Source organism: Amycolatopsis sp. WAC 01416 (assembly GCF_003947485.1).
GTDB lineage: Bacteria > Actinomycetota > Actinomycetes > Mycobacteriales > Pseudonocardiaceae > Amycolatopsis.
The window spans coordinates 409,055-420,554 of the sequence record NZ_QHHX01000004.1; the positions used below are offsets into that span (position 1 = coordinate 409,055).

12 protein-coding genes are annotated in these 11,500 nt (G+C 67.5%); all 12 read right to left on the reverse strand.

All coding sequences use genetic code 11. The features are described from left to right. Positions 1-53: 53 nt before the first annotated feature. Positions 54-710 carry a hypothetical protein gene (locus tag DL990_RS15635; RefSeq protein WP_125786663.1) on the reverse strand — a complete coding sequence of 219 codons (657 nt, stop codon included), beginning with the start codon at positions 708-710 and terminating at the stop codon, positions 54-56. Between the two features lie 62 nt (positions 711-772). Then, the gene (locus tag DL990_RS15640) at positions 773-1,345 is read right to left on the reverse strand and encodes a hypothetical protein (RefSeq protein WP_125799105.1); all 573 of its coding nucleotides are present in this window, start codon (positions 1,343-1,345) and stop codon (positions 773-775) included. After that, entirely contained in the window at positions 1,342-1,845 is a 504-nt protein-coding gene (locus tag DL990_RS15645) for a hypothetical protein (protein WP_125799106.1), read from the reverse strand. Before DL990_RS15645 ends, DL990_RS15640 begins: the two co-directional genes overlap by 4 nt. Beyond that, complete coding sequence (locus DL990_RS15650; RefSeq protein WP_125799107.1) at positions 1,830-3,023, reverse strand: MCE family protein; 1,194 nt, start codon at positions 3,021-3,023, stop codon at positions 1,830-1,832. The genes DL990_RS15645 and DL990_RS15650 overlap by 16 nt, the downstream gene beginning before the upstream one ends. Continuing rightward, the gene (locus DL990_RS15655; protein WP_125786659.1) at positions 3,023-4,078 is read right to left on the reverse strand and encodes an MCE family protein; all 1,056 of its coding nucleotides are present in this window, start codon (positions 4,076-4,078) and stop codon (positions 3,023-3,025) included. The genes DL990_RS15650 and DL990_RS15655 overlap by 1 nt, the downstream gene beginning before the upstream one ends. Beyond that, positions 4,078-5,070 carry an MCE family protein gene (locus DL990_RS15660; RefSeq protein ID WP_125799108.1) on the reverse strand — a complete coding sequence of 331 codons (993 nt, stop codon included), beginning with the start codon at positions 5,068-5,070 and terminating at the stop codon, positions 4,078-4,080. The genes DL990_RS15655 and DL990_RS15660 overlap by 1 nt, the downstream gene beginning before the upstream one ends. Next, the gene (locus DL990_RS15665; protein WP_125799109.1) at positions 5,067-6,056 is read right to left on the reverse strand and encodes an MCE family protein; all 990 of its coding nucleotides are present in this window, start codon (positions 6,054-6,056) and stop codon (positions 5,067-5,069) included. The genes DL990_RS15660 and DL990_RS15665 overlap by 4 nt, the downstream gene beginning before the upstream one ends. Beyond that, on the reverse strand, positions 6,053-7,060 hold the full coding sequence (locus DL990_RS15670; protein ID WP_125799110.1) for an MCE family protein: 1,008 nt from the start codon (positions 7,058-7,060) through the stop codon (positions 6,053-6,055). The genes DL990_RS15665 and DL990_RS15670 overlap by 4 nt, the downstream gene beginning before the upstream one ends. Next, positions 7,057-8,322: an MCE family protein gene (locus tag DL990_RS15675; protein WP_125799111.1), complete on the reverse strand. Its 1,266-nt coding sequence runs from the start codon at positions 8,320-8,322 to the stop codon at positions 7,057-7,059. The genes DL990_RS15670 and DL990_RS15675 overlap by 4 nt, the downstream gene beginning before the upstream one ends. After that, positions 8,319-9,176: an ABC transporter permease gene (locus DL990_RS15680; RefSeq protein WP_125799112.1), complete on the reverse strand. Its 858-nt coding sequence runs from the start codon at positions 9,174-9,176 to the stop codon at positions 8,319-8,321. Before DL990_RS15680 ends, DL990_RS15675 begins: the two co-directional genes overlap by 4 nt. Beyond that, positions 9,176-9,970, reverse strand: coding sequence for an ABC transporter permease (locus DL990_RS15685; RefSeq protein ID WP_037311541.1), 795 nt, complete (start codon positions 9,968-9,970; stop codon positions 9,176-9,178). Before DL990_RS15685 ends, DL990_RS15680 begins: the two co-directional genes overlap by 1 nt. 473 nt (positions 9,971-10,443) lie before the next feature. Beyond that, on the reverse strand, positions 10,444-11,439 hold the full coding sequence (locus DL990_RS15690) for an LLM class flavin-dependent oxidoreductase (RefSeq protein ID WP_199746407.1): 996 nt from the start codon (positions 11,437-11,439) through the stop codon (positions 10,444-10,446). Positions 11,440-11,500 lie beyond the last annotated feature (61 nt).

Consider the following 11,500-nt stretch of genomic DNA (forward strand, 5'->3'; position numbering starts at 1 on the left):
ATCCCCACGACCGCTGTGGTGGCTGCTGGTGCATGTGGGGCGGGGCTTGAGCCTCAGACGTTGGACTTCATGTCCAGGTTGATGGTGTTGTCGGGACCGGAGATCAACGCCCCCAGCGCGAGGTCGTTGATGAAGCAGTCCTTGAACTCCGGGATGGTGAACGTCCCCGAAGACGGGATCGACGGGGCGAACAGGTCGACGTTCTTCGACACCAGCGTCAGGTCCAGCGGCTTGACGGTCTTGCAGGCGTTCGGCACCGTCGGGAGCGGGATGACCGGCCAGAACAGGCCGACCACGATGTTGTCGATCAGCATGTTCGCCTGCGAATGGGTGGTCAGATCGCCGTTGGCGAGGGTGCCGGTGACCGGGCCGGTCGGCTCGATCCGCACGCGGGCCTTGATCTTGAAGACCCCCGAGACCAGCGAGATGTTCGCCGTCGAGGGCGGCAGGGAAAGGTCGCCTCGGATGCCGACGTTGTCACCGTCGATGACGAGGGCACCGTCGAGCTGGCCGGGGCCGAGGTCGAGGGTGCCGCCGGTCTTCTTGACCGTGGTCTTCCCGGTGACGGTGTAGGACACCGGGATCTCCACCGGGTCGTCCGCGAGGGCGGGGGACGCGGCGAGACTGCCCGCCACGGCGATCGCGGAAGTGAGCGCGACGACCGTGCCGAGACGGCGACGAGCGGTTTTCGGGCGCGTTCGACCGAACATGGGATTCTCCTCGTTTTCTCTCCTGTTTTACAAAGCGGACGAAAGGGGGACTGACCGGTTTGTCATCGGGGGACAAGGTCGGTGATGACCCAGTTCTCGCCTTCGCGTTCAGCGGTGACCGAAAGCTGCGCCGCGGCCGTCGTCGACGAATTGTTGTCGGCCCTTGTCGCCGCTTGATCGAGAAATACCAGCAGTCTCGCTTTACCGCCGCCGAGTTCCTGGACGGCGGATGAGGAGACGCGGGTCGTGAGGACGAGTTTCTGTGCCGGTGCCTTTTCCCGGACTTGGGCGAACAACTGGTTGTACGACTCCAGCGCCTTACCTCTCAGCGCCGAAGCGGCCGCCTTTTCGGTGACGTCGGTCCGGTCGTAGGAATAGGAGAAGATCTTGTTGAGCGCCACCGTCACCGCGGAGTTCACCTCGGCCGTGGCGCCGACGTCGGTGAGCGCGGTGTTGGCCGCCGACGGCGCCGCCGAGATCGACCTCGCCTCCAACGTGAACCACGCGCCCGCCGCCACCAGCACGGCCGCCGCGACCAGCAGGATCAACGGCGGTTTCGAGCGGCGGGGCGGCTTCTCGGTGACGACCTCGGCTTCGGGTTCGACAGTGGTGTCGGTGTCGGCGGTGGCGGTCATCGCGCACCCACCGGGAGCTGGTCGAGCGCGCTGAGCTTCCAGCCCTCGCCGGTCCTGGTCAGCCCGGCGGCGAACCGGTTGCGTTTCGTCGTCGGCGCCGCGCCTTCCTTCGCCATCGTGATCTCCACCGAAGCCAGCATCTTGGCCGTTCCGGCGTGGTCGTCCAGTTCGCTGATGGCCGCGTCCAGCACCTTGCCCGTCGAGACCGTCGCGTCCTTGGTGAGCGTCTGCTTGGTCGCGTCGTCGGTCTTGCCCAGCTGATCGCGCAGCGGGCCGGTCGACGCGGCGAGCCAGTCGGCGATGCCCTGGTCGACCCGATGGTGATCGAGGCTGGTCAGCCGGGCGACGAGTTCACGTCCGCTCCTCAGCGCTTCGTCGCGCGAGTTGCCGTAGGCCACCGCCGTCGAACCCGTCGCGGTGAACCAGGTGTACCCGGTCCATCCCGCGAACGCGCAGGCCGCGGCGAACACGGCGATCGCGATCTTCAGTTGCGCAGCCACAACATCTCCTCGAGGCTGGTGGACGTCGGCTGGCCGTCGGCGCCGAAGCCGCCGGGGATCGCGGCGGGCGGGACGCCGCCCTTCGGCGCGTTCTGCGAGCCGCGGACCGAACTCGGGTCGCCCCTGTCGAGTGTGCACGCGGCACCGGTGTTGAACGGCAGCGGCGAGAGGTCCGCGCTGCTGCGGACCTTCGTGCCTTCGTAGCCCTTGGTGCAGGGCATCGGGTCGAAGAAGGTCAGTACCAGTTCGATCTTCCCGGACTGCTCGTCGACGGAGGCGTCGACCGCGGACACCGCCTTCGGGGTGTTGATCAGCAGCTGGCGGAGGCCGTCGGTGCGCGCGGAGAACACCTGCGACGTGGTGAGCAGGTTCGCCAGCAGGATCGGCAGGCCCGGCTCGTTGTCCCGCAACAGTCCGGAGAGCTGGGTCGCCGCTTCCGGCGCGGTGGTGATCAGCCGTCGCAGATCACCGTCCGAACGGGACAGCTGTTCGGCGAACTGCTTGGCGTTGCCGCTGAACTGCCGCCAAGCCTGTGACGAGTCGACCTGCGTCTTCAGCACGGTCGAGCCGTCGGTGAGCAGGCTCTCCGTCTGCGGCAGGTGATCGGCGGCCTGTTTGGTGAAGTCGGTGGTGGAATCCAGCAGCACCTGGAGGTTCGCGCCGGAACCGCGCAGGGCGTTGTCGAGTTCGTCGACCACGGTCCGCAGATCCTCGGTCGGCACGGACGCGGTCAGCGAGTCCAGGTCGGTCAGCAGATGCTGCACCGGCAGCGGCACACTCGTCGCCTCACGCGGGATGACCGAACCTTCGGCGAGGAACGGCCCGTCGCCGGTCCGCGGCTGCAGGTCGACGAACTGCTCGCCGACCGCGGACCGGTTCGCCACGACCGCCCGCGAGTTCGCCGGAATCCGAGGCGCGTCGTCGTCGATCAGGAGATCCGCTTCCATGCCGCCGTCGGTGAGCCGCAGTTCGCCGACCCGGCCGACGGCGACGCCGCGATAGGTCACCTCGCCGTTGGTGAACAGGCCGCCGCCGTCGGTCAACGAGAGCTTCACGGTGTACCCGCTCGCCCCGAAGAGCCGGTCGAGTCCCGCGTAGTTGGCGCCGACGAACGCCGTCGTCGCCAGCGCGAGGACGACGAACGCGATCACCTGGATCCGGATACGGGCGGTCAGCATCAGCTACCTCCGGAGGACGGCAGCGGCAAGGTCGGGAGGTCCGGCGGGACACCCTCGCCCGGTGGCGGGAGTTCGACGCCCGGTGCGGGGATCATCGAGGCGTAGACGTTCAGGTAGTCGCCCTTGATCCCGTCGCGGACGGCGTCGGTGAACGGGAACGTCGGCAGGATCTCCAGCGATTTGGGCAGGTTCTCGCCGGCGTCGGCCAGCCGCTTGAGGATCGGCGCGAGCGCGGTCAGGTCCGCGACGAGGTCGGCCCTGCTCTTCTTGATCACGTCGACGCCGACCCCGGAAAGCCGGTCGAGCGCCTGCAGCATCGACACGAGCTGCGTGCGCTGGTCGGAAAGGCTCTGGAGACCGGGGGTGAGGTCGGTGAGCGCGCCTTCGACCTGCTTCTTCCGGTTGGCCAGGGTCGCCGAGAGCTGGTTGAGCCCGTCGAGCGCCGAGGTGATCTCCGAACGATGGGAGTCCAGATTGGACACCAGCTGTTCCACAGTGGACAGGAAGGAGCGGATCTCCTCCTCGTTGCCGTCCATCACCTTCGACAGCTCGCGGTTGATGGTCTGCAACTGGCCGATCCCGCCGCCGTTGAGTAGTAGGGACAGCGCGCCGAAGACCTCTTCGAACTCCGGGTTGCGGTTCGTGCTCGCGACCGGGATCACCCCGCCGTCGCCCAGCCTGCCTTCGGCCTTCGCCGCGCTCGGGGCGAGCTCGATGAACTTCTCGCCGAGCAGGCTGGACTGCCGCAGCCGCGCGATGGCGTTGGCGGGCAGGTGGACGTCACCGTTGACGGCCAAGACGGTCTCGGCCGTCCAGCCGTCCTCGCCGAGCTGGATCTTCTCGACCCGGCCGACCGGCACGTCGCCCACCTTCACCGCGGCCTGCGGGACCAGGTCGAGGACGTCGGCGAACTGCACGGTCACCCGGTACGGGTGGTCGCCGATGTCCGCGCCGCCGGGCAGCGGCAGGTCGTAGACGCCCTTGAAATCGGAGGAACAGGCGGTGAGCGCGACACAGCACGCGGCGAGTACGGCGATCGACCGTTTCGTGGCCATCAGCGCCCCCCGGTGTAGGTGTCGCCGGCGACCGGCAGCGGGAGCGGGGCGTATTCGAGCATGTTGCCGCGGCTCTGCAGCTTCCCGGTCTTCGGGTCGACGGCGCCGAGCACGTTCGTCACCGCCAGCGGGATCGTGTCGAGGGTTTCGGCCAGCGCGGCGCGTTTGTCGACCAGCGTCCCGGTTGTCACCGCGAGCTTGTCCACATTGGACTTGATCTGCGCGCGGTTGTCCCGGATGAACTGCTGGATCTCCGCGAGCGCGCCGCCGAGGCCGTTGAGCGCGCGGGCGAGTTCGTCCTTGTTCTGCGCCAACGTGCCGGTCACCGACGCGAGCTGCTTGTTGACCTCGCTGACGTTCCGGTCGTTGGTCGCCAGCATCGACGTGAACCGCTGCAGTTCGTCGACGGTGGCGAACAGGTTCTGCGAGTTGCCGGACAAGGTCCTCGCGAGGTCGGCGAAGTTGCGCACCGACTCGTTGAACGGCTTGCCGTTGCCCTGCAGGTTCTTCGCGCCGGTGCGCAGCAGTTCCGAAAGCGCGCCGTCGGCGTTCGCGCCCTTGGGGCCGAGTGCCTTGGCGAGGGTGTCGAGGCTGGAGTAGAGCTGGTCGAGTTCCACCGGCGTGCCGGTGCGCTCCACCGGGATCACCGCGCCGTCGTCCAACCGGTTCCCCGCACGGGTCAGCTTGGTGAACTGGACGTAGCGGTCGGCCACCACGCTCGGCGCCACGACCAGCACGTTGGTGTCGGCCGCGATCGGCGTCGACCCGTCGACGGTCAGCACGACCTCGACCTGTTCCCCGCGTGGCTTCACCGATTCGACCTGACCGACCCGGACGCCGAGCACCCGCACGTCCGATCCACTGTAGACACCGACGGCCCGCGAGAAGTACACGGTGACGCGGTCGAGCCCGTTGCCGGAGAAGATCCACCAGAGACCGCCGACGACGGCCAGCGCGAGTACCAGCGCGAGGGTGACGAAGCGGCTGGTCACCGGCCACCTCCCGGGATCTTCGGCAGGCACGGGTCCCGGTTCTCCGGGACGAGCCCGCACAGGTAGCTGTCCACCCAGCGTCCGTTGCCGAGCGAGTTGTTCACCACACGGAAGTACGGCGCGGCGAGGTCGAGGCTCTTGGCGAGATTGTCGTTCTGCCGCTGCAGGATGTCGGTCACCTCTCCGAGCCGGGCGAGCGCGCCGCCGAGCTGGTCCTTGTTGTCCTTCACCAGGCCCGAAAGCTGGGTGGCGAGTTCCTGCGAGCCGGCCAGCAGGTCGTGGATCGCCTGTCGCCGGTTGTCGAGTTCGGTCAGCAGCAGGTTGCCGTCCGAGAGGAGCTTGACGAAGTCGTCGTTCGAGTTCGCGAGTGTCGTGGTGAGCCCGTGCGCGTTCGACAGCAGGCTGGCGAGCTCGTTGTCCCTGGAGGACACGGTCTTCGACAGCGACGTCAGCCCTTCGAGCGCCTTCTTGATGTGCTCGGGCGAGTTCTTGAACGTGTCGCTGAGTGTGGTGAAGCTTTCAGCGAGCTGTTCCGTGTCGATCGCGCCCGCGGTGTCGGCCAGCCCGTTGAACGCCTCGGTGACGTCGTAGGGCGTCACGGTCCGGGTGCGCGGGATGACCTGCTTCGGGTTCTGCACCGTCTCACCGGTCGGGCGCAGCGCGAGGAACTTCCGGCCGAGCAGGGTCTTGATCTTGATCTCGGCGGCGGTCTTGTCGCCGACCCAGGCGTCCTTGACCCGGAAGCTGACCACCACGTGGTCTTCGGCGAGCCGGACGTCGCTCACCGTGCCGACCTTGATCCCGGCGATGCGGACCTCGTCGTCGGCCTGCAAGCCCGCCGCTTCGGAGAATTCGGCCTGGTAGGTGGTCCCCGAGCCGATGATCGGCAGGGCCTCGTAGTTGAGCGTCGCGGTCAGCAGCCCGGCGGCGATGACGCTGCCGACGACACCGATGACGATCGGGTTCCGCTCCTTGAAGGGTTTCACGCCGTGCACCTCTCCGCCGTCGCCGGGACCCCGCGCGGAGGTTTGGTCTGGAGGACGGACGAGCACAGGTAGAAGTTCATCCACGATCCGTAGGAGCCGATCCGGCCCAGTTCGTTCAGTTTCCCCGGGAGCACGGTCAGGACACGATCGACTTCGGCCTTGGCCTCGTCGGTCGTCAGCTGACCGGCCAGCAGGCCGAGCCCCTCGATGCTGTCCTTGAGCGGTTTCCTGCCCTGTTCGAGCAGACCGGCCGTGGCGGTGGTGAGGCCGGCGATCCCGGAAACGGCCTCCCCGATCTCGGTGCGGTCACCGGCGAGGCCGGACACCAGCTCCTTCAGCGTGGAGACCAAAGTGGACAGTGCGTCACCCTTGCCGTTGATGCTCTTCAGTACCGTGTCCAAGTTCGTGATCACGTCACCGATCACCTTGTCGCGGCCGGCGAGCGTGGTGGTCAGCGAACCGGTGTGCGCCAAGAGGCTTTCCACCGTGCCGCCTTCGCCCTGCAGCACCTGGACGATCTCGCCGGAGAGCTGGTTGACGTCCTTGGGGGACAGGGCCTGGAACAGCGGTTTGAAGCCGTTGAACAGTTCCGTGAGATCCAGCGCGGGCGTCGTGCGCTCCAGCGGGATCTCCGCTCCGGGCTCCAGGAGCTCGCGGGTGCCCTTGCCGCGTTCGAGTGCGATGTAGCGCTGGCCGACCATGTTGCGGTACTTGATCACCGCGTTCACGTCGGCGGGCAGCCTGCGCTGCGAGTCGAGGGAGAACCGGACGAGGGCCAGGCTGTGGTCGGCGATCTCGAGCTCCTCGATCTGACCGACCCGCACCCCGGAGATCCGGACGTCGTCGCCGACGTTCAGCGACGTCGCGTCGAGGAATTTGGCGCTGTAGGTCTTGGTGTCGCCGAGGCCGGTGTTCGTGATGGACACCGCCAGCAGCACCGTGGCCAGCGTCGTGACGACGATGAAGATCAGCCCCTTGATCAGCGGGCTCACGAAGTTCCTCATCGCACGGTCACCTCCGTACCCCGGTAGAGCGGCCCGACGAGCACGCTGCCCCACGCGGGGACCTGGTCGGCCGGGACACCGATCGAGGGCGCGACCAGCGTGGAGATCAGGTTCCGTTCCTGCGGCGAGTTCGCCAGCCCGAGGTCGCCCTGCGCGCCAGGGAGCGCCGCGGTCTTCTCACCGGTCGCCACGATCCCTTGGCCCATCAGGCCGTTCGTCGGATAACAGCGCGGTTCGCCGGTGGCGTTGTAGACCGGATCGTCCTTGCCCGGCACGTACTTGCCGCGGGGTTGGCTGACGATGATCTCCGCGTGCAGCCCGGGCTCGTCCGTGCCGGCGCCCAGCACCTTGTCCATCTGCGGCTTGAGCTTGGCGAGCGCATCCAGCGTGCAGGCGAAACTCGGCGAGTACTTCGCGCCGACCTCCAACGGTGCCCTGCTGTCGGCGGCGAGCGCGATGATGTTGGCGCGGTTGTTGAGGAGGAACGTCGTGACGTGCTGGGAAGACGACGTCACCTGCTGGTACACCGTCGCCAGTTCGGCACGTTTCTCCTTGACGGTGTCGAGGGTGACCGCCGAGGCGCTCAGCGCGTCGAGCAGGTCCGGCGCGATGTCGCCGTACAGCTTCGTGACCGTGGCCAGATCGCGGATGTTGTCGTTCAGCTTCGGGAGGTTCGGGTTGAAGTCCTTCAGGTAGGCGGCCGCGGTGGCGAGCGTGTCGCCGATCTGGTCGCCGCGACCCTCCAGCGCGGTGGCGACCGTGGTCAGCGTGGTGGCGAGCTTCTGCGGCTGCACCGCCTTGAGCAGCGGCAACAGATTGTCGAAGACCCGCTCTAGTTCGATCGCGTTGGCCGAGCGGTCCTGGGTGATCACGTCGCCCGCGCCCAACGGTCCGGCGGGTGATCCGTCCGGAATGGACAGTTGCACGTACCGCTCACCGAACAGGGTCTTCGGCACGAGCAGTGCGGACACGTTCTTCGGCAGCTGCGCAACCTTGCCGGGCTCCATGGCCAGGTCGATCTCCGCGCCACCCGGCGTCGCGCGGACGTCGCGGATCTCGCCGACCACCACGCCGCGTGCCTTGACCTGCCCGCCCGTGCGCAACTGGTTGCCGACCCGGTCCGCCTGCAGGGTCACCGGCACGGATTCGACGAAATCCTTCCGGTAGATCTTGATCGACAGCAGCACGAGGGCGGACATCACCACGAGGAACAGCACCCCGGCGGTCCTGACCCCGGCCTTGCGCAGCCCGCGCCGGCTCATCCGGCCACCTGCACCGTCGTGGTCGCGCCCCAGATCGCGAGGCTGAGGAAGAAGTCCAGCACGCTGACCGCCACGATCGCGGTCCGCACCCCGCGTCCGACGGCGACGCCGACGCCCACCGGGCCGCCGCTCGCGCGGAAGCCGTAATAGCAGTGGGCGAGCACGATCACGACACTGAACACCAGGACCTTGCCGAACGACCAGAGCACGTCGCCCGGTGGCAGGAAGAGCAGGAAGTAGTGGTCGTAGGTGCCCGCGGACTGGCCGTAGAACCAGACGGTGATCTGGCGTGACGCGAGATACGAGGTCAGCAGGCCGATGGCGTACAACGGGATGACCGCGAGGAACCCCGCGATGATCCGGGTGGTCACCAGGTACGGGACGCTGGGGATGCCCATCACTTCCAGCGCGTCGATCTCCTCGGAGATGCGCATCGCGCCGAGCTGGGCGGTGAAGCCGCAGCCCACGGTGGCCGACAGGGCCAGCCCGGCCACGAGTGGCGCGATCTCGCGGGTGTTGAAATACGCGGAGACGAACCCGGCGAACGCCGACGTGCCGACCTGGTTGAGCGCCGAGTAACCCTGGAGCCCGACGACCGTGCCGGTGAACACGGTCATCCCGATCATCACGCCGATCGTGCCGCCGATGACCGCGAGCGCGCCGCTGCCGAAACTGACTTCGGCCAGCAGGCGGGTGATCTCACGGAGATAGCGGCGTACCGCGCGCGGCACCCAGGCGAGCGCCTTGAGGAAGAAGAGGATCTGGTCGCCGAGCGTGTCCAGGAACCCGAACCGGCGGTCCACGGCCTCGCGGACCCGTTCCGCGCGTTTGGGGGGAGGTGTGATCGTGGCCATCAGCTGCCCTTCGCCGGGACGAGCTGCAGGTAAAGCGTCGTCAGCACGAGGTTCAACAGGAACAGGAGCAAAAACGTGATCACCACGGATTGGTTCACCGCGTCACCGACGCCTTTCGGGCCGCCTTTCGGATTGAGCCCGCGATAAGAGGCGACGATCGCCGCGACGAAACCGAAGATGACCGCCTTGATCTCGCTGATCCAGAGGTCCGGAAGTTGCGCGAGAGCGGAGAAACTGGCCAGATACGCACCCGGTGTCCCGTTCTGCATGATGACGTTGAAAAAATAGCCGCCGAGGACGCCGACCACACTGACCATTCCATTGAGGAATGCGGCGACCCCCATCGCGGCGAGCACCCTCGGCACGATCAGGCGCTGGATCGGGGAGACCCCGAGCACCTCCATCGCGTCGATCTCCTCGCGGATCGTGCGCGACCCGAGGTCCGCGCACATCGCCGACCCGCCGGCACCCGCGATCAGCAACGCCGTCACGATCGGGCTGGCCTGCTGGATGATCGCCAGCACACTGGCCGCGCCGGTGAAGGACTGCGCGCCGATCTGCGCGGTCAGCGAACCGATGTGCAACGCGATCACCGCGCCGAACGGGATCGCGACCAGCGCCGTCGGCAGGATCGACACACTCGCGATGAACCAGAACTGCTGGATCAGCTCGCGGGCCTGGAACGGCCGCCGGAAGGTCAGGCGGACGACGTCGAGACCGAGTGAGTAGAGCCTGCCGGTCTCCCGGAGCGCACCCGCGCCGGGGAATGAGGGTGCGTTAGTCCGGACGCCCACGCCGACCCTCCAGTTTTCCGGGCACGGCGAATACACCCCAGCTTGCGCAATTCCTTTGCTCCGAATGGCGGAACGGAATCGTTGAATAGGGTCAACGGGGTGTTACCGTGCTGTTTGCTACTGGTCGGTACGCTAATCACGTGCCTGCCTGGTGACAAGAACTTCGGTGTGATCAAGACGTCACGTCCTGGTAACCGGTGAATTCTTGTTCTTTTTTGACAAAGGCGAACGGGGATCTTGTCCGTTCTTTCGTGCTCGGCGGAGCGTTGGTCCATTCGTGGCGCGGGGTGGCTCTCGATCGGGTCTTGAGTGGCTCGCGGTGCTGCCTCGCGCGCCAGCGGGCCCCCTGGCACTTCACGCGCTCGCCGCAGGCAGACCTCCGGCTGCGATGAAGGACTCCTTCATAGCAAAATTTGCTATGAAGGAGTCCTTCATCGCACGCCCGCAGCCCCCTCCGGCGGCGCGAGGGAGCGTCAGCGCGCCAAGTCGGCCACCAACTCGTACGACCGCACCCGGTCCGCCTGATCGTGCACCATGGTCGTGATCATCAGCTCGTTCGCGCCCGTGTCGGCGAGCAGAGTCTCGAGTCCCTTGTGGACGGTCTCGGGCGAGCCGATGATGCTGCTCGCGGCCCGGTCCTCGATGAACACGCGCTCGATGTCGGTGTACGGGTAGGCCGCGGCCTCTTCCGGCGTCGGCAGCGGGATGGGGCGGCCTTTGCGCAGGCTGAGGAACGTCAGGCCGCTGGGGGCGGCCAAGTACTGGGCGCGCTCGTCGGTCTCGGCGGCGACCACGGAGACGCCGAGCATCACGTACGGCTCGTCCAGGACGTCCGACGGTTTGAACGCGTCGCGGTAGAGCGCCACGGCGGGAAGAGTGTTCTCGGCGCTGAAGTGGTGTGCGAACGAGAACGGCAGGCCCAGTTCGCCCGCCATCCGCGCGCTGAAGCCGCTCGACCCGAGCAGCCACACCGGCGGCTTGTTGCCCTCGGCGGTCACGGCGTTGACCGCGCGCTGGTCGGAGTGCTCGAAGTAGGCCAGCAGTTCCGCGAACTGCTGCGGGAAGTTCTCCGCGGAGAGCCCGCCGGGGCCGCGCAGCGCCAGCGCGGTCCGCTGGTCGGTGCCCGGCGCGCGGCCGATGCCGAGGTCGATCCGGCCGGGGTGGAACGCCTCCAGGGTGCCGAACTGCTCGGCCACCACCAGCGGCGCGTGGTTCGGCAGCATGACCCCGCCGGAGCCGACCCGGATGCGTTCGGTGGCGGCGGCGACCTGGCCGATCATCACGGCGGTCGCGGAGCTGGCGATCCCGGGCATGTTGTGGTGCTCGGCGAGCCAGTACCGGTGATAGCCGAGCGCCTCGGTCCGGCGCGCGAGGTCGAGGGTGTTGCGCAGCGAGTCGCTCACGCCGCCCCCGGCCACGACGGGCGAGAGGTCGAGTACGGACAGCGGGATGTCAGGCAAAGAGGTCACGCATCGGTACAACGCGGCGGGTCCCCGATCCCTTCCCGCACCTGTCGATCGATCGAAATTA

Excerpts from the sequence above, each read along its gene's own strand:
- DL990_RS15635 (WP_125786663.1), bottom strand. The coding sequence starts at position 710 with ATGTTCGGTCGAACGCGCCCGAAAACCGCTCGTCGCCGTCTCGGCACG.
- DL990_RS15640 (WP_125799105.1), bottom strand. The coding sequence starts at position 1,345 with ATGACCGCCACCGCCGACACCGACACCACTGTCGAACCCGAAGCCGAG.
- DL990_RS15650 (WP_125799107.1), bottom strand. The coding sequence starts at position 3,023 with ATGCTGACCGCCCGTATCCGGATCCAGGTGATCGCGTTCGTCGTCCTC.
- DL990_RS15655 (WP_125786659.1), bottom strand. The coding sequence starts at position 4,078 with ATGGCCACGAAACGGTCGATCGCCGTACTCGCCGCGTGCTGTGTCGCG.
- DL990_RS15670 (WP_125799110.1), bottom strand. The coding sequence starts at position 7,060 with ATGAGGAACTTCGTGAGCCCGCTGATCAAGGGGCTGATCTTCATCGTC.
- DL990_RS15675 (WP_125799111.1), bottom strand. The coding sequence starts at position 8,322 with ATGAGCCGGCGCGGGCTGCGCAAGGCCGGGGTCAGGACCGCCGGGGTG.
- DL990_RS15680 (WP_125799112.1), bottom strand. The coding sequence starts at position 9,176 with ATGGCCACGATCACACCTCCCCCCAAACGCGCGGAACGGGTCCGCGAG.